This window comes from Spirosoma harenae (assembly GCF_054776975.1).
This window is the reverse complement of the sequence record NZ_BAAHBD010000007.1, coordinates 490955-513776: the sequence shown is the minus strand read 5'-3', so window position 1 is coordinate 513776 and position 22822 is coordinate 490955. Positions and strand designations below refer to the sequence as shown.

Genomic DNA, 22822 nt, shown 5'->3' with positions numbered 1-22822 from the left:
GCCATGCCCGTACTCGATAATTTACGTCCGCTATTTTTTCAGTTACCTCTATTTCGACCAGCTATTAAAGGCTGGAATCGATTAGAAGGTCGCCCTCGGCAGGCTGACTTTGAACGTAGTCTGCGGGCAGAAGTGCGCGATCCGCTCTGGATGCTGACGCGGCAATGGCAATTTGGGGAGTTTATCGCTGAAGATGCTGGTTCGCCCATCGATGCCCGTATGCTAACCTATCAGACGTACCTAAATCGGTACGCCGTAAAAGATGGCCCTGCTCAGCCGTTGCCAACCGATATTCCCCTCGAGACACGCGTAGAGCGCGAGCCCTGGCCCGACGATCTGGCTAGTCAATTACGAATAGGTCGGTACGCGGAAAAGCTGCTCCGTAAAAAAGGACTGTCTGCGTTTAAAAATGACTATATAGGTCAATATCAAATTGACGCTAATCGCCCAGATCCAACTTACGATAAAGACACGGCCCAAACCCGTGAAGCCGTCGCCGGGAAAGTTATAAATGGGAATCTACTGATTACTGCTATTCGAAACGGATCGCATGCGACTTGGATAGACGCCAAAATACCTTCGCAGAATGAGCGTACGAGCCATATTGATCTGGCTAATGAATTGCTAGTCTGGTTAGCAAAATATACGTCGCAGCCGCTTTCAGAAGCCGATAACTCCTGGTCTGGGTCGAGTCTGGAATATCAATTTGCCTGTGCCGCCGAGGATACGGATGGTAAACAAACCGTTTTAAGCGCGGAGCAATATGATTCGGGGCAACTGGATTGGTATTCGTTTGATGTAGATGCGAGCAAAACGCTCGATTCACCTGCCAATACAACTATAGAAGCTATAAAACCACTAGAAGAATGCCTGTCGTTTATTCCGGCTCCAGTATCATTTCAGGGAATGCCGAATCCACGTTTCTGGCAAATGGAAAGCGAGCGGATCGAATTCTCCCAGATGGACGTCAATACGACCGACGTTATCAAGATCATTCTTACCGAATTTATGCTGTTGTACAGCAACGACTGGTGTATTTTTCCGTATGAACGTAAAGTTGGTTCATTATGCGATATCCGGGGACTGGTCGTTACCGATGTTTTTGGGCAACGGACAGCTATTACACCGTCGGGTAGCGGTATTGATAATGACTGGAAGCGGTGGAGCTTTTTTTCGCTCAGTACGCAGTCCGAAGCAGCCAATACCCTTTCATTTTTACCACCTGCTTTGGGTAAATCAGCAGAAAGCCAGCCAATCGAAAAGGTGAATTTTATCCGCGATGAAATGTCGAACATGGTGTGGGGCATCGAATCATTAATTCCGTCGCCTTTAGGACGAGGGATAAATGGCTATGAATCGGCGTTAGCAGCACAAAACGCTACTTTGCCTCCGCCTGTTACGCTACTTCCGACAGAGGCAAAAATCCGCTATATTCTAGGAACTAGCGTGCCATATAACTGGATCCCGTTCATTCCCGTCCATGTACCTAACAATAACCGGGATATTCAGCTTCAACGCGCTCGAATGCCCGATGCCGCAGCGGCATTCAAAGGGGAAATTCTTGACGAACCTGCTCCTTATTTTGTTCATGAAGAAGAAGTGCCCCGGTCTGGAAAGATTGTAACTCGACAATACCAGCGAACCCGAATGCCCGATGGAAGTGTAGTACTCTGGACCGGTCGCAAAGCCACCATCGGAAAAGGAGAGGGAAACAGTAGACTTAGCTTTGACCAGATCGTTTAAGGATACGTTTACGTTTGGATACGTGCCTGCAAACACTAACTTCATCATAGTTAATGATGGTATCCTGCCAAAACATTTAATGCCCAGATAAAATATTAATCACCACGGTGCGTGATTCTGCTGTAATCTACGTTATTTCGCAGAGAGTCAAGTTACTTTATCTGAATGGTAGGTATTATTATGGGCAGTCTTTCTGACCGAAAGGTTATGCAGGAAGCCGCCGACATCTTAACAGAATTAGGCGTATCGTGGGAAATGGATATTGTTTCAGCCCATCGAACACCTGAAAAAATGGTCGACTATGCGAAAAACGCCCGCGATCGAGGGATGAAGGTCATTATCGCTGGAGCGGGTGGTGCCGCTCATCTGCCGGGTATGGTCGCTTCGCTAACAACATTACCTGTCATTGGCGTTCCGGTTAAGTCAAGCAACTCGATTGACGGCTGGGACTCCGTTCTGTCTATTCTGCAAATGCCTGCCGGTGTTCCTGTGGCGACGATGGCGCTCGATGGTGCTCGTAATGCAGGTATTTTAGCCGCGCAAATTGTAGGCACATTTGATAAAGCAGTCGCCCAGAAGCTAGATCTGTTTAAAGAGAATTTAAAGGAGAAAGTCGCTCAAATGAGCCAGGATTTACTGAACACCACAAAATGAAATCGACAAGATTCTCCGCCAGATATAGCTACACACCAGTAGCTATACACGCTATACGATTTATTTTCCATTGACAATATGGCAACAGAAACCCAGTCACCTAACCCTCGCCCAGCAACAAACTCGAGTTTGCCAGCTATCACCATTATCGTGTTGGTTGGTATGATTGCCGCTTTATTGTACATCGGCTACGATAATCTGGTTGATGATACAAAGGGGGCTGATCAACTGACGAACGTACCGCTTGATACGTTGTCGCAGCAGCCTCTGGCGCAGAATGACCCGGAAATGCTTATGTCTCCCGAAGAGGCAGATACCTCTTCACAACCCACTCCGGTTGATCTTACTCAGGCGGCCCCACCTGCGGATGCGCCCGAAGCAAATGCAAAGGCTGAAGAAGTAGCCGAAGACAATCGGGAAACGACCGAAGGGAAAGCTGCGCCTGAAGAAAAATCTGAACCGGCGAAACCTGCTCCAGAGAAGCCGAAAGCCGAGAAGCCTGTTGAAAAGCCAAAAGAAGAGAAACCCAAAGAAGAAAAGCCCAAACCGGAAGCCGTTGCCGAGAAAGTGAAAGTAAATCCGGGTGGGGTTTCAAATACGCATACTGTGGGCGCTGGCGAAACCTTCTATGGCGTAGCGACTCGGTACAATATGAAACTCAGTACGCTCAAAGCGCTCAACCCAGGCGTAACGGAGAGTGATGTAAAAGCGGGAGTCACGAAGTTAAATGTTAAGGTAATGGCTGTGCATACCGTTGGGCCTGGCGATGTGTTGCGGGTAGTTGCGCAGAAATATGGCATCAGCAAAGAAGCCCTAATGCGGGCCAACAAAAAGCAGAAAGATCTTGCAACCCGTGGCGAAAAACTGATTATTCCTTTTCCTGACAAACAGTAGTTTTAAGGGTACTAAATAGGTCGACTAAAATGCATTAGCCTATTTTTTGTCCTGCTGACGAAGGAAGCATCTTCGGTAAGTGGATTCAGGCTACTACCGAAGATGCTTCCTTCGTCAGCAGGACAAAAACGCCTTTTCAAAATAATCTAAACTATTTACACTGAGTGCTTAAGAGAATTTGTTTATAAGTTTTTTTGTCATTCCGACGACAGGAGGAATCTCAAAATCAGCTAGTTACTTCTCCAGATTCTTAAAGAGTTGATAACTCTTTTTATTTCTTCTCGTAAACCAGCCCTATCGTAAACCGAAAATCGTTGTTTTGGCGATCGGGCGCAATCAGGCTTTCGTAGGCATTGGCCACTGTTGAGCGGAGACTGATGACTTCTGTTAATTTTAACTGGAGACTCAAGCTCGCATTCCATCGAACATTATACTGCCCTAAAGCGGGTTGATAAAAGGCCGTGTGTGTAATGGTAAAGCGATCTTTAGCCATTGTGTATTCCCCGAACAGACGGGCTGAATTTCGAAAGATGTTGATGTCGCTGAGTTGGATGAAATCCGTGTATTCCTGCATAATGACATCCGTCAGGGAAATGTACGCCCGCTTTCGATTCAGTAGTTTGTAGCCTGCCCCTGCTGCAATTGTCCAGCGGTGATTAATCTGGCGTAGATTACTTCGTTCGTACGATCCAAATGCCAGGTAATACAATCGATTTTCATAACGGTACGTCGTTCGTAAGTCGCCAAACCACTCGCGCTCGGCGAGAATACCATTTTGTCGGCCGTATACAAAAGAAGGATTACTCGATAGTTTGAAATAATTACTCAATTGATAATCAACGGCGCTGGTTAATTGTAACAGCGTACGGTTGACATTCCCGGCGGTAACTGTACCATCTGCCGTAAAGCGATATCGAAGTACATTGGTTATTGCCTTCTTCAGTGTATCCGTTTGGGGTGATTTTACCGTTCCCTTACTCGAATCCTGTCTGGCTGTTTGGGCTGAATCGGGAATGGAGGGCCGGAGGGGATCAGGTTGCTCGACAATCTGTGCATTTGCCAAGAAACTTGTAAAAAGAGCATACATCAAAAAGAGGCATAACGAAGAGTATTTCACGGAAAAGTAACATTGATGAGCCTGCAACTTAGAAAAAAAGTGTTTATTTGACGGCTGACTCAAGCGTCAATTTATCTAATAGCCTTCTCAATTCAGCTCAATAATCGTATGACTCGCTGGGGAATTTTAGGACCGGGACGTATTGCCCACAAATTCGCACAGGACTTGCTGACACTGCCCGAAGCACAGCTTTATGCCGTTGCGTCTTCTGATCTACAACGTGCGAATGAATTTGCAGAAACGTATAATATTCCTCATGCTTTTGGCAGTTATGAGGAACTGTTAACGCTGCCGGATCTGGACGTTGTGTATGTGGCGACTCCGCACGTAAAACACCATGAGCATGTCATGATGCTGCTCAATGGGGGCAAAGCTGTATTGGGCGAAAAACCATTTGCGATGAATGGCGATCAGGTTCGGGAGATGGTCGAAACGGCGCGTTCGAAAGGTGTGTTTTTGATGGAAGCGCTCTGGAGTCGGTTTATGCCCGGTATTGAGTTTGCTCTGGATCTGGTTAAATCAGGGGCTGTTGGTAAGGTAGTTTCGCTAAAAGCTGATTTTGGTTTCAGGGCCCCTTTTTTACCCGAAAAACGATTGTTTAACAAAGAGTTAGGTGGCGGTTCTTTGCTCGATATAGGCATTTATCCGCTCTTTTTATCGTATCTGTTTTTAGGTAAACCAAAGACCATCAAAGCGTCTGCTACGTTTGGCTCTACGAATGTTGATGAGCAATGTGGCATGGTATTAACCTATTCAGATGGTCAACTTGCCTTGCTCGATAGCACGATCTTAGCCGCAACGGATTGCCTAGGCTTAATTCAGGGCGAAACAGGTCAGATTCGTATTCAAAGTCGTTTTCATGAAACGAAAGGCATTGTTTTGAAACAGGAAGACCAAACCACAAGTCCATTTGAGTTTAATCGGGAGACGCACGGTTATGATTACGAAGCGCGTCATGTGATGCAATGTCTGGCCGAGGGTAAAACAGAAAGTCCGCTCTGGTCGCTTGACGATAGCCTGAATTTGATGGAACTATTGGATGCCGTTCGGGCCGAAGCAGGTATTGTGTATTGAGTGATGAGAGATGAACGATAAGTGATGAGTGATTAGACTCCTCTTTTGTACCTTTGTTCATCATTTATCTCTCATCATTCATCGTTTAGAATGACTGATCGCTATGCCCAGCGCGGGGTTTCCGCCAGTAAAGAAGACGTTCATAACGCCATTGCCCAACTCGACAAGGGCCTTTTTCCCAAAGCATTCTGCAAAATTGTACCCGATACGCTAGCGGGTGATCCGGATTTTTGCACCATCATGCATGCCGACGGTGCCGGGACGAAATCGTCGCTGGCCTACCTGTATTGGCGTGAAACTGGCGATCTAAGCGTTTGGAAAGGTATTGCTCAGGATGCAGTCGTGATGAATACCGATGATCTGATTTGTGTAGGAGCAACTGGTCCTATGCTGCTCTCATCGACGATTGGACGGAATAAAAACCTGATTCCGGGCGAAGTAATTGCTGAAATCATTAACGGCACAGAAGAGGTGCTGCAAATGCTGCGCGATCACGGTATTGACATTTACAGTACTGGTGGCGAAACGGCTGACGTGGGTGATCTGGTCCGGACCGTTATTGTAGACAGCACCGTTATTGCCCGAATGCGACGCGATCAGGTCATTAGTAACGACCGTATTCAACCCGGTGATGTGATTGTTGGATTAGCTTCATTCGGGCAGGCAACATACGAAACCACCTATAACGGAGGTATGGGCAGCAATGGCCTGACTTCTGCCCGGCACGATGTACTCGCCCATTATCTAGCCGATAAATATCCAGAAAGCTTCGACCCTGCCGTTGACAAATCGCTTATCTACAGCGGTAGTAAACAGCTAACTGATACGATCAATGTTGGTAATGCAGAGGGCACGAATCCAACGATTGGTCAGTTAATTCTTTCCCCTACGCGTACGTATGCACCTGTTGTGAAACAGCTTTTGGATCAGCTTCGCTCGCAAATTCATGGAATGGTGCATTGTTCAGGAGGAGCACAGACGAAGGTGTTACATTTTGTTGATAACCTGCATATTATCAAAGATAACCTGTTTTCAATACCGCCTTTGTTTAAGTTAATTCAACAGGAAAGCGGAACGAGTTGGCAGGAAATGTATAAAGTATTCAATATGGGCCATCGACTGGAAGTTTATTTACCCAAAGCTTACGCCCAGCAGGTTATCGACATTGCTCAATCGTTCGGTATAGAAGCACAAATTATTGGTCGGGTTGAAGCGTATCAGGGCAAGCGTGTAACCATACAAAGCGAAGTTGGTGAATTTGTGTATTGAGTGACGAATTTCTGTTATGCGGTCAAATAGGCGAATTGGCTAAACTAACCGTATTGCATGAAGAATATATACGCTGTTGCTCTATCGATCTGGCTTATTATTGCTCATATAGCTGCTGCGCAAACGGCTCCTTTCATGGGCACATGGCACTTTGAAAATACGACGAGTGGAACTTCGTCTAATCCGTTGGTAGGCGTTTCGAGCGTAAGTTATGCAGGCGTAAATCAATTATTCGGGGGTTATCAATCGGGCTATTCGGGGCAGGGCGTAAGTTTACAGCACTGGTCAACAACCGATTGTAATTATGGGGAATACGCTCAATTTTCGGTTCAGCCACAAGGGACAGCGCATATTACAATTACATCGCTGTCGTTTGCCTTTTCCAAATCAGGAGAAGGCCCTCAGCAGTTAAAGGTCAGATCGAGCGTCGATGGGTTCAGTAATGATTTATATTCCAGTTCGGTTGCAGCTAACTACCAAATGGCTTCGGTTGGCCTGAACGATGGAGGATTTATTGATCAAACGTCTGCGATAACGTTTCGCATTTACGGCTGTAATGCCTCATCCAGTAACGGCACGCTTCGAATTGATGAAATTCAACTCAATGGTTCCTCATTGCCTATTATGTTACGATTACCCCAAAAGACGACTGAGTAAATTTGTTCTGATAAATCACTGTTGATCTACAAAAAAGCGATTCCAACATTGGAATCGCTTTTTACTAAAAAATAGAAGTAAGGCATTTACGCTAATTCCGGTTCTTCTTTCAGAACAGCTTTTACCTCTACTCGCGGAGGAAGTAATTTATAGAGTACAGGCGTAACAACACGCGAAAGTAATGTACTGGAAATCAGCCCCCCGATTAATACCCAGGCTAGTGGCGAATAAAGCGGATTGCCTTCGATAGCCAGCGGAATCAAGCCCCCGATTGCCGTCAGCGACGTAAGAACAATCGGTACAAATCGGATCTCGCCCGCTTCCTGGATCGCGTCGATAAGCGACATACCTTCTTCGCGGAGATGGTTCGTGAAATCAACCAGCAAAATAGAGTTTTTAACCTCAATACCGATCAGGGCAATCAGGCCAATAACGGCTACGAACGAAAATGGATTACCGGTGAAATACAGCGCCAACACCGCGCCAATTACGCCAAGTGGAATAACGGACAACACGATCAGAGTACTTTTAAAGGTGCCAAATTCTAATACCAGGACGGAAATGAACCCGAAAATCGTAATGAGAATAATAGTGCCTAGTCCACCAAACGATTTCTCACGACTCTCCAGTTCGCCCGCAGCTTTGTAGCTGAATCCGGTCGCAAACTTCATTTTATCCAGCTTTGATAGCACCTCATTAAACACGTTATCAACCAGATAGCCCGTTTTGACAAAACCCGTAATCATGACGTATCGATCTTTGTCGTAGTGTCGGATCTGATTCATACTGCTTTCAAATTCCAGATCAGCGATTTGGCGTAGAGGAACGGCAGCACCCGTTAACGTATTGACGTACAGATCGCTCAGAACACGTTGATCAGCTACTTTCCCTTTTGGCATCGTAACATTGATCGTGTAATCATCACCGTTTGGTTCTTTAAATGTTCCTACGTTCAATCCAGCAATGGCGAGCCGAATCGTGCGGTTAACATCGGCAATAGAAATACCCAATAAGCCCGCTTTTTCTTTGTTGATGCGTACGCGTAAATCCGTTTTCTGATTCGACAAAGGATTATTGACGTAAATCAGTCCCGGTGTCTGTTTGAAAACGGCTTCAACCTGAGCAGCCGTAACTTTCAGTGTATCCAGGTTTTCGCCAAACACGCGAACCGCAACCGGCGCATCCTGATCGGGACCTTGTTCGAAATCTTTTACTTCGATTTTCGCGTTCGGATAATACTTGAATCGCTCGCGTAGCTTGTCAATTAATACGCGTTTCTCGGCGGGTAATACATCCACTAACTGTACGTAAAACTGAGCGTAGTTGGGCGATTCGTTCCGCTGAATGATGTTGTAATAAATCCGTGGTTGACCGCGACCGATATTTGTCGTCACGTATTTTACATCATGTTCGCGTTTCAGAACGCTCTCTACGTAGCGAGCAACTCGATCCGTTTCCGACAAGCTCGTACCATCTGGCGTATCGATATTGATAAGAAATTGTGGCTTTTCGGAAGCGGGGAATAGGGCAAAACCTACGATTTTGAACATATACAAAGCTCCGCCAAACAACGCTCCAGCTATTAATAATGTAATGACTGAATGGCGTAAACCCCAGTGTAACAGACGACTATACGAACCGCTAATAACTCGTTTCAGCGACCGCATGAAAATATTACCGTCTGGATTGTGAGATTCTTTCAGAATGCGACTCGATAAAAACGGAACGATAGTTAGCGAAACAAACAGCGATGCCAGAATCGTCGTCACAACGGCCATTGGCAGCGAACGAATGAAGTCGCCGGAGGCTTCGGGGAGGAATAAGAGCGGTAAGAAAGCCAGAATCAGCGTGGTCGTACAACCGATGACGGCCAAGGTAATTTGGCTGGTGGCTTTGATGGCCGCTTCGCGTTTTGAGTAACCTTCGCGCAGGTATCGTTCAATATTTTCAACGACCACAATCGAATCATCGACCAGAATACCCAGCGCAACAATTAACCCGACTATACTTAACTGATTGATACTAAAGCCCAGAATATCAAGACCTGCTAGTCCGATAGCGAGTGATAACGGAATCGAGATCATTACAACCACCGCAGCCCGGAAACCTAGCGGAAGTAGCGTGAGAGAAACCAGCAAAATAGCCAGTCCAAAATCCTGCAAGAAATGATCGAGCCGTTTGTTGACGCTAACCGTCTGGTCGAAGTTTTTAACGAGCGTGATGTGGGGAGGTAGCGTTTTGGCAAATCGATCAATTACTGGATTCAGTTGTTCACCGATTTTAGCAATGTTTTCGCCCATTTTCTGCCCAGCCGTTACCAATACTGCCCGGTGACCGTTCAGTCGAGTGATGTGAGTTTCATCTTCGTAATTAAAATCGACGTCAGCTACGTCGCGTAAGTAGATGATTTTCTGGCCGTTTGTCGAAACAATTGTATTTCGGATCTCATCCAGTGACTGATAATCACCGGATGTTTTAACGTTGAATTTTCGAGTACCGGCCTGAATATTTCCACCTGGAATGTTCAGATTTTCAGCCTGAAGTGCTCCCAATACCCGGTTGACAGCTATGCCGTTCTGAGCCATCTTTTCAATATTGAGCGACACCCGCACCACCGAAGCCGGATAGCCCCAATCTTCAGCATTTTTCAGGCTCTTGATCTTTTCAAACTCTTCCTTTAGTTTATCAGCGTATTCGCCCAATTCTTTAGACGAAGCGACTTCCGATAGCAAGGCGACCTGAACAATATTGACGTCGGTCGGCGAAAACTTCTTAATGTCAACTCGGTAAATATCAGATGGTAGCTCACCTTTCAGCGCATTTACCTCCCGGATAACTTCCTGATATTTCTCTTCAGCATCCACGCCATAATCATAATCGAGTCGGAATACGGCTAATCCATCATCGACATTGGTAATCACGTGATTCATGTTTTCCAAGGCATTGAATCGCGCTTCACCCGGATCGACAACCAGTTTCTCCATGTCCAGCGCATCGGTGCCGGGGTAAATAACGGCGACGGCAAAACTTGGGGCTATAAATTCAGGGTCTTCACCCCGTGGCATATTTAGCAACGAGTTGACACCCAGAGCAGCTACGCCCAGAAATAACACCAGCATAAACTGCCAGTTCTTGACGGAAAATTCGGATAAGTTCATGGCTTTTCTAGTCAAAAAATACTTATTTCAGGACTACGCTTGAGGATTCTGTTAGATAAGCTGAACCAGCCGTAACGACGTCTTTAACACCCGATAAGCCATTGGCCAACAGAACTTTATCACCATCAAGAAAGCCGATTTGCACCGGAACTTTGCGAACGTGTTTCTTGTCGTCGGCTAGCAGATAGACAAAACCTTCCTTGCCATTCCCTTCGACAATCGCTTCGATGGGAACCAGCGTATAACTCCGGCTTTGCGCAGGAACAAGCGTTACTTTAGCAAATAGTCCCGGTGCCAACTTAGCCGCGCCCGGACTAACACGTACTTCTACTTCGTAGAGCTTATTGACCGGATCGGCCGCTTGCGCTAATTCGCTGATTGTACCAGTAAACGTTCGGTCGGGGTAAGCGTCGAGTTTGATGCTGGCTTTATTGCCGATACGTAGCCGCGCCCAGTCTTTATCGGATACGCCAACTCGTACTACCCAATCATTCGGACGATTGGATGAAAGCTGATAAACAGGCGCCCCTGGCCCTATAAATTCTCCGGCATTGACGATTTTACGGGTTACGATACCATCTACTGATGAACGAATCTGCGCGAAATCCCGGTTGAATTGCGCGATGGTCAGATTTTGCTTGGCCACGTTCGTGCCGGTCGTCGCGTTCTGAAGTTGTTCGAGTGTAGCAGCAGTATCAGCGTACAAACTTTTCACACGGCCGAGATCTCGTTCCGCTTTTTCGTTCGCCAATTGTGCCTGGCTCACCTGCGCGTTGATTTCGGTCAGATCGAGCGTGGCCAGCAATTGTCCTTTCCGAATTTGTTGGCCTTCTTCAACATACATTCGAGTAATGATACCGCCAATTTTAAAGGACAATCGGGCTTCCTGAGCAGACGAAACCAGACCCGATGCAACAACAGGTTCGGCGCGTACAACTGTACTGACCGGAGCGAGTTTAACCGGAACCACTGCTTCGTCGGATTCCGTTGTCGTCGTTGCATTTTCGGCTTTGCTACCGCAAGACCATATTGCAACGGTCAAAGAGAGTGAAATAAGGAGAGGAAGTGCTTTCATGAGTGTAACAGGAAAGAAATATGTGGGAGGATATGCCTATAAATCATTGACCTACGTTCACAGCGCGATCCAGGGCCGCACGTTTGACGAGGACATCCATACGAGCCAGGGAATGCTGAAGCTGCGCTGTTAAGCGATCATTTTGATAGCGCAAAAACTCGATGAGGAGTGATTGCCCGTTCCGGTATTTGCTATCAATGACGCGGAACGTTTGATCGGCGTTGAGCATGCCACTTTGCGTAGCTGACAGACTTTCGTTCGCTGCATTCAGATCGTAATAAGCCTGCAACACCTGTAGCTGGATTTGTCGCTGAACTTCGGCCAATCGCGTTTGCAATGCATCTGTCTGAATTTTAGCCTGCTGAATCTTTGAGCGTTTTTCGTACCCGCGAAATAAATCCCATTGCAAACCAACCTGAGCAATTGCATAAGCCTGATTTTGAAACGTGTACCCAAAACCCTGAAAGCCCGCATTGCCGCCAACATATACGTTCGGAATTTTAGCGTTGGCTTCGTTTAGCTTCACCGCTGTCTGAGCGGCTCGTAAAGACTCGTTCAATTGCGTAATTTCCTGTCGGCCACGTAAGGCAGTCTGTTGTAAATCAGCAATTTGCTCTTTCGATTCAGGCAAGATTTTCGTTAGCGAAGAATCTATATCGATGGCTGTTGTGAGATCGCGATTGAGGAGGAAATTGAAGTAAGCTTTGGCGGTTTCTCGGTTCTTCTCCGCCACCGCCAGTTGCTGATCAACTTTGCTAATTTCATAGCGAGCCGACGTCAAAACTTCCTTCGTAGCTACGTTATTACTGATCAATTTTTCGTTCAGCCGAGCCAGTTCGTTCAGGACTTTATGCGAATTGTCAAAAATGCGAATGGCGTCCAGCGTTTGCAGATATTGGTAATAGGCTGTAGCAATATTATAGCGTAGTTCATTTTCAACTACTCGTTTACGAGCCTGCTGTGCCGAAAGTAATTGCTTCTGAATAAGGTAATTGTACTGAATATCTGTATTGAAAATAGAATAGCTGACACTGATTTTCGTATCGTGAAAATTATTTGGTGCCAGTAATTCATTTACATTCGGAATGTTCGTCGGGAATCGATCGGAACCGATCAACTGGTTTAGTGTCCTGTAGGCTGGATTGAGTAAATCACCTACCGGAAATTCGAGCCGACGGCCACCCGCTGCTACGGAATAGACCGGATTGAACGCTATTCGCGGATAAAACAACGAACGAGCCTGATTGATCGACTCCGTCACTCGATTGATTTCCAGCGACTCCTGTTTTAGAGCCAGATTATTAGTCATTCCCTCCTTAATGTAATTCTCCAGAATCGGAGAAACGCCCGATGGTGATGGCTGGGCTATGGCTGACAGAGGAAGAAAAAGTGTCAGATAGCGAATGTGTTTAAGAATCAATCTCATAATCGCTTATCAATTAATGAACAGTGTTTAGTGAAGAGGCAAAAAAATATTACAATCCGTGTCGAAGTGTTTGGCAGAATAAATTGAACGCTTCATCCATAATCATCTGGCGGTCACATTCGGGGAACATGCCTAGCCGTTTACGCAAAAACAACGCGGTATAGCCGTGAATACCACTCCAGATCATCATCGCCGTTGACTGAACATCATGCTGTTTAAAAATGCCAGCATCCATACAGTCCTGTACGGTCTGCATCAAAATACCGAACGCTTCATCGCCTTCAACCCAGTTTTCTTTTTCGAGCGTGTCCATTGGCGCGGTCATAATGAACATTAGATCGAATAATTCTGGATTATCAATCGCAAATCGAATATAGGATCGGCCCATTTCTACCAGTCGTTCAAACGGATCAGCCAATTGCTGTAGCGGTAGAAACTCACCGACCATTTTCACAAACCCCCGTTGATGCAGGGCAAACAGAAGTTCGTTTTTGTCCTTATAATATAGATAGATCGTCGCGGGGCTGTATTCGATTGAGTCAGCAATGTTTCGGATACTGACTTTATCGTAACCATTTTCCAGAAATAATTTTTGAGCTCCGTCCAGAATCAGCTTCCGCATTTCCTCCCGCTCCCGTTCTTTGCGCTCTACAATTCCCATTGGTGAATTAATTAACGACGCAAACTTACTGAACACTGTTTAGTAAACAAGCATTGTTTATAATTTTTTAGAATCGTTTGATTAAACGGCTCATTTTATGGGTAGGGAATGATTTAATCTTTTTGCGTTGTTTATACTCTAAGGAATAAAGAGTAGCTAATTATTGTACAATGAACGTATTGCTGAAATGGGCATTAGCCGTTGGTTTTTATGTGACGCTAACACAATCGATAGCTTTTGCGCAGCTCCCTAAAGGGTATAACATTGGGGATGTTGTGGCCGATTTTCGCCTGAAAAATGTAGATGGACGGACAATTTCGTTAGCTGACTATCGAGCTCAGAAAGGATTGATTGTGGTATTTACCAGCAATCACTGTCCATTCGCCAAAGCTTACGAAGATCGGTTGATTGCGTTGGATCGCAAATTCGGGGTACAGGGATATCCCGTGTTAGCTATTATGCCAAATGATCCTACTGCATACGCAGAAGATTCGTTTGAGCAAATGAAAATTCGCGCTCGCGACAAAGCATATCCGTATGCGTATGCGATGGACGAAACGCAGACCACAGCCCATGCATTCGGCGCTACCCGCACACCCCAGGTCTATATATTGAATCAATCGAGCGGTCAGTTTGTCCTTGAATACGTCGGTACGATCGATGATAATCCGCAGGATGGAACCAGTGTGCAGCGTCGATATGTCGATGAGGCCATTAGTAATTTATTGCTTGGGAAACCTGTGCAATCGCCAATTACCAAGCCGATTGGTTGCGCCATAAACTGGAAATAGCCATTATTCTGGCACACCGTTTGCCAACCGGGTTTGTAATAATCAAACTACACAAACCCATTATGAAAAAGTCTTTTTTAATACTGACTCGAATTCGGCACGTAGCCGGAACATTGTTACTGGTTTCTTCGCTGGCTTTGTTGCAGGCTTGCGGTTCCGATCATAAAGACGAGTCGCGTACGGAAGATGCGCTGGAAAAAACTGGCGATGCTATTGCTGCGGATACGAAAGATGCCGTGGATAAAGCCAAAGAAGATCTGGATGACGCTGGCGATAAAGCAGAAGCTAAATCGAAGGATATAGCGGCTGATTTTAAGCGCGAACGCGATGAAGCTGTGGCTAAAATGCAGGTTCAGAAAGAAAAATTAGATGCAAAAATCGATGAGCTGAAAGCCAAAGCTGATAAGGAAAAAGACAAGGCAAAGGCCGAAACAGAACGGCAAAAAGATAAGCTGGAAGAGGAGCGCAAAGAGTTAGCTGCTGACATCGATAAGGCAAAGAATTCGACTGCCGATGCCTGGAAAGATATCAAAAAAGGCTTTAAAGAAGCTGGTCGCGACATAGGTGATGCCTTTGATAAAGCGGGCGATAAAATCAAAGATTAAAAATAATCTTCTCGAAAATCATCGTTAAAGGGTGCCAATCTACTCACAGGTTGGCACCCTTTGTGCTTATAGACTGTGGAAACCGCTCCTCAGTTTTGGGGATAGATATACAGTTACTACTTGTATTCCAGCGAGGAAAATTGTTATTTTGCGGGCTAAATTGTCTGTTAAAAGCGAAATGTCTGTCATTAATAAGATCAGAGAACGTTCAGGGTTGGCCGTCGGCGTTATTGCCATCAGCCTGATTCTGTTTATTGTGGGTGGTGATTTGCTGGGCGGTCGTAGTTTATTGTTCGGCGGAGATCAGCAAAAGGTAGGAGAGATTGCCGGCCAATCCATTGATTATCAAGATTTCAATGCGAAAGTAGACGAACTACGCGCCCAATACGAACAACAAACAGGCCGCGCTCCTGCCGATCAGGATATGGCGCAGATTCGTGAGCAAGCCTGGAATCAGTTATTGTTCGAAATTGCCTATCAGAAAGAGTTTGATAAACTGGGCATTAAAGTTTCGCCCGAAGAACTTGTCGATATGGTACAGGGAAATAACATTAGCCCCGCCGTACGTCAGGCCTTTACAAATCCTCAAACGGGCGTTTTCGACAAAAGCTCGATTATCAGCTATCTCAAAGGCTTAAAAAATCTGCCTGCTCAACAACAGGCTGCCTGGGCGAATTTCGAGAAAAACCTAAGTTCAGATCGTCTGCGCCAGAAGTACGAAAGCCTGATGCGTCTATCGGTATTTACGACAACGGCCGAAGCGCAGAAAGAATACCAGGCTCAGAACTCAAAGGCTAACGTAAAATTCCTGTTTGTGCCATTCTACACCATCAACGATACGACGGTGAAGGTGACGGATTCGCAACTGGAAGAATATCTGTCAAAGCACAAAGACGAATATCCCGGCACAGATAGCCGCTCGATTCAATATGTGACGTTCTCAGTTGCCCCTTCTAAAGAGGACAGCGCTACGCTTTACAACGATATCAAATCACTGGCTCGTGGCTTAGGTGCCGCTTCGAATGACTCGACCTTTGCACAGCAAAACAGCGATGTTCGGGTTCCGCTCTATATGACAGCCGGTGAAATGCCAGAGCAGCTTCGGGCTTCTATTCCAACTTTTGCTCCAGGTGGTATTTACGGACCTTTCCGGGAAGGAAACACCTATTTTATCTATAAATACGGTGGGTCGAAAAAAGATACCAGCTTTACAGCTCGTGCCAGCCATATCCTGATCCAGACGAAAGGATTAGCTGATTCTGCGAAAGCCGATGCGCGTCGTCGGGCGGAAGGGATTCTGAAACAAATTCAGGGTGGAGCCAGCTTTGAAGCGTTAGCCCAAACGAACAGCCAGGATGGATCAGCACAAGCAGGTGGTGACCTTGGTTATTTTAAGAATAATGGCCAAATGGTTAAACCTTTCGAATCAGCTGTATTCGGTGCCACATCAGCAGGCTTAATTCCTCGGCTGGTTGAAACGGAGTTCGGTTATCACATCATTAAAGTGACGGAGCCTAAAACCAATATACTGTATCGTATAGCGGCAATTGGCAAAACCATTGCGCCAAGCCAAACTACCCGCGATGAAGCCTTGCGTAAAGCTGATCAGTTTGCAGCTGAAGTGCACACAAAAGATGAGTTTGTCGCGAAAGTAAAAGAAGATAAGTCATTAGTTGTCGCTACGGCTGACCGTATTCCAGAAGGAGCGTCTCAGATCAATGCACTGACAGGTTCGGAAGTTCGACAAATCGTTCGCTGGGCTTTTGACAGCAAAACCGACCCCGGTGATGTATCGACTCCATTCGAAGTTGGCGACCAGTATGTAATTGCTGTGCTGACAGGTGAGAGTAAAAAAGACAAAGTAACGGTCGATGATTATCGGAATGAGCTGACCGCTAAAGTTAAAAATCAACTGAAAGGCGAACAGATTCTTGCCAAGTTGGGTAACGCTAGTGGAGATTTCGAAACAATCGCTCAGAAGTACGGTTCTGGTGCTTTAGTTGAAACCGCTGACGACATTAACCTGGCTACAGGTTTCCTACGTAGTGCTGGTGTTGATCCAGTAGCACTTGGTAAAGCGTTTGGCTTAAAAGCAGGCAAACGGTCGAAACCATTTGTTGGTGAGGGCGGTGTTTTAATTATCGAAACAACGTCAATTACACCTGCTCCAGCCGTTGCTGATTATTCAATGTATAAGACACAACTTCAGCAAAATGCTATATCTCGGATGGGTTTCAATATCAACGAAGCCATCAAAGAAGCTGCTAAAGTTGAAGATCGTCGGGCCAAATTCTATTAGGCTTTTTGATACGAATACAAATAAAAAACTCCGCTTATGATAAGCGGAGTTTTTTATTTGTAGCGTTTTGTCATTCTGAGGTACGAAGAATCTTAATGTATCCTTATTGGTGAGTAAAGAAACTTCAAGATTCTTCGTACCTCAGAATGACAAAAAAAGATTCTCTACCAGGTGCGCTTGCTCATTACTTTGTCTAATTCGGCTCGATTCATAGTGCCTAATTCTGGGTGTTGTCCCAGCCATTTCAAGAATTCGACCTTAATTTCATCCGTCCATTGGCTATCGATTTGCCCAGTTGTATAACGACCGGATTTGACGACTTCAAAACCGAACTGATCTTTACGCGTAACAAATTCGCAGGTAGTGATCACCTGTTCGGCCATGTGAGCCGGGATAAACAAAACACCTTCTCGCTGGGCAATCACTAAATCGCCGGGAAGCACCATCGCACTACCCATTCGAATTGGGGTGTTTAAGCCCATGAGCACCATTTCTTCCAGGAACGACGGGTGGAAATCGCGAACGAAGGCGTTAAAGCCTTTGATGTTCTCTAATTCCTGCAAGTCTCTGGCAGCGCCGTGAAAAACGACACCATTGCCCGTTTTGCTGAAAATAGCATTGCCTAAAGTAGCGCCCATCAGTGTACCACCACCAATTTTTCCGTAGGCGTCAGCTACATAAACATCACCTTTTGTTAGTACTTCGATAGGCCAGGCATTTGTATTGCCTTTTCGCCCCTGTTGGGTAGTGCCTCGCGCTTTTATTAGTTTCTCTACATCGGGCCGAGTGGGCATGAACATGGCTGTTACTGCCCGACCAATCACCGGAACGTCGTTATGAATTAATTTCCAGCCACCTTCAAATTGATTGGTATAGCCCTCGTTTTTCAATACAGTCCAGGCATCGTCGATACCGATACGTTTCGCCCGTTCCAATAAGTTATCTGGAATTTTAGGTCGTCCATCGGTAAATCGCTCACCCTTCCACTCGGCGGTCAAGAAAAGTAATTCCTCTTTCGGAAGTGTTTGGGCAAATACGTTGCTGGCAATACAACTAATGGCTAGAAACGATAATACGCAGGCAATTCTGGAGTTCATCAATTCAATAATAATAGGTGATAGTTGTCGCGGTAAATTTACTTATGTCCTTCTTTCGCCAGGTAGGCTTCTATGTCTTTTTCAGAGATGGCTAATTTCTTAGGGTATTTACTCACCCATGTTCTGAATTCGCCTTTGATCTTGTCCGACCAATCGCCGTGAATTTCGCCAGATGGGTATTTGCTCTGTTGCAACAATACGCGTTCAAATTCATCACGTAGAGCTGTCATTTCAGAAGCGGATACCAGCCCTTCGACTAAATGAGCGGGGATAAATACAACACCATATTCATTGGCAAATACGACATCGCCAGGAAGAACCGTCACTTCGCCGACACGAATTGGCGCGTTGATCGACGTAGGGGTCATGTCTTTGATATACGACGGATCATGTCCTTTCACCCAGGCATTGAAGCCTTTTGTGTCTTTCAGCTCCTGCATGTCGCGTATTGAGCCGTAAAAAATGACACCTTTCCCGGTTTTTCCGTATATGGCATTTCCCAGGCTTGATCCGATCAGCGTGCCGTCTTTGACTTTACCATAGCCATCGGCCACGTAAATATCACCCTTGGTTAAGATGTCAATTGGCCAGATGTTAATACCGCCTTTCTGAGATCGCCCCTCGGCTTTACCGTGTTTTCTAACCAGGCTGTCAAGATCGGGGCGAGTAGGCATGAATTGGGCGGTTACTACTCGGCCTGTCATGGTTTCACCCGGCTTAAGGATGACCCAGTTTTTTTCGACCTGGTTCCGGTACCCTTTATTTCCCAGATAGCCCCAGATTTGCTCCAGGGTACAATTTTGCAATCGTTCGAGCACCAGATCCGATACTTTTGGGCGTCCATCGGGCAAGCGTTCTCCCTTCCAGTTTCCTGTTAATTCCGTGACGTATTCTACGGATGAGCCTACTCGCTGTGCCTGTGCTGACATGCCTACTGAAAACGCCATACCTGCTATCAGCAACGTTTTATGTAGAACTAATTTTTTCATGTTGAAAACGTAGGGTTTTAATAGATTATAAGGATAAAAGACGCCCAGATAAGTAAATTACTGACATTGGCTCATTTTATGGAATGAATACCGAGCTATAAAACCCTGACTGTTTTTTTACCATGAAAAATATTTTCTCCCAATTAACTTCCTCTAACCCCTCGTCCGATCGCCGTGATTTTATGCGTAAGGCAGGTTTAGGTGGCCTATCACTTGGTTTAGCATTTGATAAGCAACCGGATCAGGAGCTTGAATTTATTACCCAGAAAGTAAGCCGGGATTCGAAGCCATCGGAGCTTAAAATCACGGATATGCGTATTGCCGTTCTGCAAGGCGTACCGTTTAGCAGCCCAATTATTCGAATCGATACCAATCAGGGATTAGTGGGCTGGGGCGAAGTGCGCGACGGAGCAAGTGCCAATTATGCGCTTATGCTCAAAAGTCGGCTTTTGGGGAAGAATCCCTGTAATGTCGAACAGATATTTAAGCAGATCAAGCAATTCGGTGGACAAAGCCGAGCGGCTGGTGGAGTTTGTGGCGTTGAAATGGCGCTTTGGGATCTGGCTGGTAAAGCGTACAATGTGCCCGCCTATCAATTACTGGGTGGTAAGTATCGCGATTTTATTCGCCTGTATGCCGATACGCCTGAAGCGAACACTTATGAAGGATTTGCGGAAAATATGAAGAAGCGTCGGGACCAGGGGTACACTTTCCTGAAAATGGATTTTGGCATCGGTATGCTGGCCGATCAGCCGGGCATGCTGGTCAATGGAAACAACTGGAGTGTAAGGCGTCAGTGGAGTGATTCAGAGCCTGGGAAATTGGGTAATTATGCTAACACGAAACACCCCTTTACCCGGATTCAGGTCACGAAGAAAGGGTTAGATAAATTAGCTGAACACGTCGGTAAAGTTCGTGATATTGTTGGCTACGACACCCCATTAGCTGCTGACCATTTCGGCCATTTCGACGTCAATACGGCGATTCAGATTGGTAAAGCGATGGAACCCTTCCGACTGGCCTGGCTTGAAGACCTTGTCCCCTGGTTCTATACCGATCAGTGGAAGCAAATTTCGGATGCGATTGAAACGCCAACCTTAACCGGCGAAGATATTTACCTGAAAGAAGGCTTTATCAAACTAATTGATGCCAAAGCCATCGATATGATTCACCCTGATTTGGCGTCATCGGGTGGTTTGCTGGAAACGAAAAAAATTGGCGATTATGCCGAGGAAAAAGGCATTCCGATGGCGATGCACTTTGCAGGTTCACCGATTTCGATGATGGCCAACGTACACTGCGCAGCAGCCACTGAGAATTTTGTCGCTCTCGAACACCACGGTGTCGACGTAGAAGGCTGGGAAGGTATCGTAACAGGAATCAAACCAATTGTTGAGAAGGGCTTTGTCCGCGTTCCCGATCGACCCGGTTTAGGCGTTGATTTGAATGAAGAAGCGGCTAAAAAATTCCTAAGAAAAGGGGCAACCTGGTTTGCACCAACCGATTACTGGAATACCCGCGATTCGTCTGACCGCGAGTGGAGTTAATAACATTCGTTATAATTCAACCTTGTCCTCAATTAACTGGTTGTTGATTGAGGACATTTTTATAAAACTTTCTTTGTCATTCTGAACGTAGTGAAGAATCTCAAAGCACACTTATAAGAAAGCTTAACCAGACCACCGGAGCGGATTCTTCACTGCGTTCAGAATGACAAAAAATTTATTACTTATCAGTAACATTTACTTCAACAAATCCTCCAGCGCCGTTTTTACGTCCGTATATTCATACGTAAAGTTCGTCTCGTCGGCAATACGCTTATTTAATACGAAGTTTCCGCCAGTGACAACAATGGCCATTTCGCCATATAGCAGCTTTATTGAGAACTCGGGAATATTGGGTAGTAACAGTGGCCGATGTAATACATCGGCTATGGCTCGGGTAAGCGATTCATTCGTAACCGGATTGGGAGCAACGGCATTATAAACCCCTTGCCAGGTATCCTCCGACAACGCCTGCACATACATTCGGCACATATCGTCGAGATGAATCCATGATATATATTGTTGCCCCGAACCAATTGGAGCCCCTGCGCCTATTCGGATAGGAAGGGCTAATTTGGGTAAAGCGCCACCGTCCATTGTCAGAACAACACCCGTTCGCAACTTTACCGTACGAATACCAAGGGCAGCAATCGTGTCTTCCGATCGTTCCCAGGCACGTACGACCTGAGCCAGAAAATCGGTTCCGCCATCACTCGTTTCGGTTATGGGTCGGTCGCCGGTATCGCCACCGTAGTATCCAATAGCTGATGCCCCGATAAATGATTTTACGTTATGTTTCGTTTTGGCTAGTGTTTTGGCCAGTAATTCTGTCGACTGTGTACGGCTATTCAGAATTTCATCTTTCCGACTATCGGTCCAGCGACCATCGGCAATGCCTTCTCCGGCTAAATGAATAATATGGTCGGCGGTCTGGATAGCTTTGGGATCAATAGTACCTTTCTTGATATCCCATTGATAGACGTTAACGTCAGGGATATCCTTTTTCTCCCGACTGACTAATGAGATTTTATAACCCTGTTGTTGAAGTAACTGGATTAATCGTCGACCAATAGTGCCCGTACCCCCCGTTATTAAAACTGTTTGACTCATTCGAAATAGGTTTTATAAACAACCTGATGAGCAAGGATACGGTTTAATAATCTTACAGATTCCATTCTTTAGGTAAACCCAATTGACGAGCATAGTGAGCAGGCGCTGTATAATGCACCCAACTGAGCAGTCGATTAATATCGTCGGCAAATTCGATATAATAATCAGGATCGAGTTTGGCTACTTTTTTTAAAACCTGATCTGCTCGCTTGGCAATGTAATCAGCAGCTTTGTCGGTACGGGAATTGTATTTCTGGAGAAGATGAGCGTTGTGCTCGTAGAACGTATTGAGCATGTAAAGCATGAGTTCGACTTCGCCGTATTTGTCTTTGGTTACTTTCAAATGACGACTGATATACCCGCTTACGGTGCGCATATCCATCATGAGCCAACCCGCTGTATCGGCGTGGATTTTAGACGTACGATCAATAAAATCCCGAATTAGCTCTCGGCGCTCGTCAATGGTTTTACCTGCTTCAACCAGTTCAAACTGAAGCCGTTCGGTTAACACGCCATCTTTAGCGACTAAACGCAGGAGCAACTTATCTTTCTCATTGACCGGCATTCGGACAATTGCTTTTTTTAGATCTGGGTCAAGAGCAGGCATTTATTTGGTGCTAATCGATGAACGATAAGTGATGAATGTAAAAATAGGTTTT

At 45.8% G+C, this 22822-nt stretch carries 19 protein-coding genes; 10 read left to right on the top strand and 9 right to left on the bottom strand.

The features are described 5' to 3' along the window. The first annotated feature begins 3 nt into the window (after positions 1 to 3). From ACYVE4_RS08095 to ACYVE4_RS08085, 3 genes are all read left to right on the top strand, one after another. Positions 4 to 1743, top strand: a complete 1740-nt coding sequence (locus tag ACYVE4_RS08095; RefSeq protein ID WP_460996760.1) for a hypothetical protein — start codon at positions 4 to 6, stop codon at positions 1741 to 1743. A gap of 165 nt (positions 1744 to 1908) precedes the next feature. Beyond that, positions 1909 to 2397: a 5-(carboxyamino)imidazole ribonucleotide mutase gene (gene purE / locus ACYVE4_RS08090; protein ID WP_460996759.1), complete on the top strand. Its 489-nt coding sequence runs from the start codon at positions 1909 to 1911 to the stop codon at positions 2395 to 2397. 78 nt (positions 2398 to 2475) lie between these two features. Beyond that, the gene (locus ACYVE4_RS08085; RefSeq protein ID WP_460996758.1) at positions 2476 to 3291 is read left to right on the top strand and encodes a LysM peptidoglycan-binding domain-containing protein; all 816 of its coding nucleotides are present in this window, start codon (positions 2476 to 2478) and stop codon (positions 3289 to 3291) included. A 271-nt stretch (positions 3292 to 3562) separates the two neighbouring features. Here the strand turns inward: ACYVE4_RS08085 and ACYVE4_RS08080 are convergent, their stop codons facing one another. Next, complete coding sequence (locus ACYVE4_RS08080) at positions 3563 to 4378, bottom strand: DUF481 domain-containing protein (RefSeq protein WP_460996757.1); 816 nt, start codon at positions 4376 to 4378, stop codon at positions 3563 to 3565. Between the two features lie 138 nt (positions 4379 to 4516). Here ACYVE4_RS08080 and ACYVE4_RS08075 point away from each other — a divergent pair, with 138 nt between their 5' ends. The 3 genes from ACYVE4_RS08075 to ACYVE4_RS08065 all read left to right on the top strand — a co-directional run bounded on the left by ACYVE4_RS08075 (position 4517) and on the right by ACYVE4_RS08065 (position 7408). Further along, positions 4517 to 5482, top strand: a complete 966-nt coding sequence (locus ACYVE4_RS08075) for a Gfo/Idh/MocA family protein (RefSeq protein WP_460996756.1) — start codon at positions 4517 to 4519, stop codon at positions 5480 to 5482. A gap of 90 nt (positions 5483 to 5572) precedes the next feature. Then, positions 5573 to 6751, top strand: coding sequence for an AIR synthase related protein (locus ACYVE4_RS08070; RefSeq protein WP_460996755.1), 1179 nt, complete (start codon positions 5573 to 5575; stop codon positions 6749 to 6751). 57 nt (positions 6752 to 6808) lie between these two features. Then, on the top strand, positions 6809 to 7408 hold the full coding sequence (locus tag ACYVE4_RS08065; protein ID WP_460996754.1) for a hypothetical protein: 600 nt from the start codon (positions 6809 to 6811) through the stop codon (positions 7406 to 7408). Positions 7409 to 7494: 86 nt separating this feature from the next. Here ACYVE4_RS08065 and ACYVE4_RS08060 read toward each other — a convergent pair whose 3' ends face one another. Genes ACYVE4_RS08060 through ACYVE4_RS08045 form a run of 4 tightly spaced genes read right to left on the bottom strand, consistent with a single transcriptional unit; the run spans position 7495 to position 13728 of the window. Beyond that, positions 7495 to 10566: an efflux RND transporter permease subunit gene (locus ACYVE4_RS08060; RefSeq protein ID WP_460996753.1), complete on the bottom strand. Its 3072-nt coding sequence runs from the start codon at positions 10564 to 10566 to the stop codon at positions 7495 to 7497. Positions 10567 to 10588: 22 nt separating this feature from the next. Next, complete coding sequence (locus ACYVE4_RS08055; protein WP_460996752.1) at positions 10589 to 11641, bottom strand: efflux RND transporter periplasmic adaptor subunit; 1053 nt, start codon at positions 11639 to 11641, stop codon at positions 10589 to 10591. A 43-nt stretch (positions 11642 to 11684) separates the two neighbouring features. Then, positions 11685 to 13067, bottom strand: coding sequence for a TolC family protein (locus ACYVE4_RS08050; protein ID WP_460996751.1), 1383 nt, complete (start codon positions 13065 to 13067; stop codon positions 11685 to 11687). A 49-nt stretch (positions 13068 to 13116) separates the two neighbouring features. After that, positions 13117 to 13728, bottom strand: coding sequence for a TetR/AcrR family transcriptional regulator (locus ACYVE4_RS08045; RefSeq protein ID WP_460996750.1), 612 nt, complete (start codon positions 13726 to 13728; stop codon positions 13117 to 13119). A gap of 170 nt (positions 13729 to 13898) precedes the next feature. Here ACYVE4_RS08045 and ACYVE4_RS08040 point away from each other — a divergent pair, with 170 nt between their 5' ends. The 3 genes from ACYVE4_RS08040 (at position 13899) to ACYVE4_RS08030 (ending at position 17423) form a co-directional block, all read left to right on the top strand. After that, the gene (locus ACYVE4_RS08040; protein ID WP_460996749.1) at positions 13899 to 14519 is read left to right on the top strand and encodes a thioredoxin family protein; all 621 of its coding nucleotides are present in this window, start codon (positions 13899 to 13901) and stop codon (positions 14517 to 14519) included. Positions 14520 to 14581: 62 nt separating this feature from the next. Further along, the gene (locus tag ACYVE4_RS08035) at positions 14582 to 15124 is read left to right on the top strand and encodes a sll1863 family stress response protein (RefSeq protein WP_460996748.1); all 543 of its coding nucleotides are present in this window, start codon (positions 14582 to 14584) and stop codon (positions 15122 to 15124) included. A gap of 178 nt (positions 15125 to 15302) precedes the next feature. Further along, complete coding sequence (locus ACYVE4_RS08030; protein ID WP_460996747.1) at positions 15303 to 17423, top strand: peptidylprolyl isomerase; 2121 nt, start codon at positions 15303 to 15305, stop codon at positions 17421 to 17423. A 164-nt stretch (positions 17424 to 17587) separates the two neighbouring features. Here the strand turns inward: ACYVE4_RS08030 and ACYVE4_RS08025 are convergent, their stop codons facing one another. Next, the gene (locus ACYVE4_RS08025; protein ID WP_460996746.1) at positions 17588 to 18520 is read right to left on the bottom strand and encodes an RraA family protein; all 933 of its coding nucleotides are present in this window, start codon (positions 18518 to 18520) and stop codon (positions 17588 to 17590) included. Positions 18521 to 18558: 38 nt separating this feature from the next. Next, positions 18559 to 19509, bottom strand: coding sequence for an RraA family protein (locus tag ACYVE4_RS08020; RefSeq protein WP_460996745.1), 951 nt, complete (start codon positions 19507 to 19509; stop codon positions 18559 to 18561). A 122-nt stretch (positions 19510 to 19631) separates the two neighbouring features. Between ACYVE4_RS08020 and ACYVE4_RS08015 the strand changes: the two genes are divergently transcribed. After that, complete coding sequence (locus ACYVE4_RS08015; RefSeq protein WP_460996744.1) at positions 19632 to 21056, top strand: mandelate racemase/muconate lactonizing enzyme family protein; 1425 nt, start codon at positions 19632 to 19634, stop codon at positions 21054 to 21056. A 195-nt stretch (positions 21057 to 21251) separates the two neighbouring features. On the opposite strand, the gene ACYVE4_RS08010 is transcribed toward ACYVE4_RS08015, so the two are convergent. Both ACYVE4_RS08010 and ACYVE4_RS08005 read right to left on the bottom strand, forming a co-directional pair. After that, complete coding sequence (locus ACYVE4_RS08010) at positions 21252 to 22163, bottom strand: TIGR01777 family oxidoreductase (RefSeq protein ID WP_460996743.1); 912 nt, start codon at positions 22161 to 22163, stop codon at positions 21252 to 21254. Between the two features lie 52 nt (positions 22164 to 22215). Then, entirely contained in the window at positions 22216 to 22770 is a 555-nt protein-coding gene (locus ACYVE4_RS08005) for a hypothetical protein (RefSeq protein ID WP_460996742.1), read from the bottom strand. Positions 22771 to 22822: the final 52 nt, after the last annotated feature.

Coding starts and splice junctions, on each gene's coding strand:
- ACYVE4_RS08060 (WP_460996753.1), bottom strand. CDS start 10,566: ATGAACTTATCCGAATTTTCCGTCAAGAACTGGCAGTTTATGCTGGTG.
- ACYVE4_RS08045 (WP_460996750.1), bottom strand. CDS start 13,728: ATGGGAATTGTAGAGCGCAAAGAACGGGAGCGGGAGGAAATGCGGAAG.
- ACYVE4_RS08025 (WP_460996746.1), bottom strand. CDS start 18,520: ATGAACTCCAGAATTGCCTGCGTATTATCGTTTCTAGCCATTAGTTGT.
- ACYVE4_RS08015 (WP_460996744.1), top strand. CDS start 19,632: ATGAAAAATATTTTCTCCCAATTAACTTCCTCTAACCCCTCGTCCGAT.
- ACYVE4_RS08075 (WP_460996756.1), top strand. CDS start 4,517: ATGACTCGCTGGGGAATTTTAGGACCGGGACGTATTGCCCACAAATTC.
- ACYVE4_RS08095 (WP_460996760.1), top strand. CDS start 4: ATGCCCGTACTCGATAATTTACGTCCGCTATTTTTTCAGTTACCTCTA.
- ACYVE4_RS08070 (WP_460996755.1), top strand. CDS start 5,573: ATGACTGATCGCTATGCCCAGCGCGGGGTTTCCGCCAGTAAAGAAGAC.
- ACYVE4_RS08020 (WP_460996745.1), bottom strand. CDS start 19,509: ATGAAAAAATTAGTTCTACATAAAACGTTGCTGATAGCAGGTATGGCG.
- ACYVE4_RS08065 (WP_460996754.1), top strand. CDS start 6,809: ATGAAGAATATATACGCTGTTGCTCTATCGATCTGGCTTATTATTGCT.
- ACYVE4_RS08080 (WP_460996757.1), bottom strand. CDS start 4,378: ATGTATGCTCTTTTTACAAGTTTCTTGGCAAATGCACAGATTGTCGAG.
- ACYVE4_RS08010 (WP_460996743.1), bottom strand. CDS start 22,163: ATGAGTCAAACAGTTTTAATAACGGGGGGTACGGGCACTATTGGTCGA.
- ACYVE4_RS08055 (WP_460996752.1), bottom strand. CDS start 11,641: ATGAAAGCACTTCCTCTCCTTATTTCACTCTCTTTGACCGTTGCAATA.
- ACYVE4_RS08085 (WP_460996758.1), top strand. CDS start 2,476: ATGGCAACAGAAACCCAGTCACCTAACCCTCGCCCAGCAACAAACTCG.
- ACYVE4_RS08035 (WP_460996748.1), top strand. CDS start 14,582: ATGAAAAAGTCTTTTTTAATACTGACTCGAATTCGGCACGTAGCCGGA.
- purE (WP_460996759.1), top strand. CDS start 1,909: ATGGTAGGTATTATTATGGGCAGTCTTTCTGACCGAAAGGTTATGCAG.
- ACYVE4_RS08030 (WP_460996747.1), top strand. CDS start 15,303: ATGTCTGTCATTAATAAGATCAGAGAACGTTCAGGGTTGGCCGTCGGC.
- ACYVE4_RS08005 (WP_460996742.1), bottom strand. CDS start 22,770: ATGCCTGCTCTTGACCCAGATCTAAAAAAAGCAATTGTCCGAATGCCG.
- ACYVE4_RS08050 (WP_460996751.1), bottom strand. CDS start 13,067: ATGAGATTGATTCTTAAACACATTCGCTATCTGACACTTTTTCTTCCT.
- ACYVE4_RS08040 (WP_460996749.1), top strand. CDS start 13,899: ATGAACGTATTGCTGAAATGGGCATTAGCCGTTGGTTTTTATGTGACG.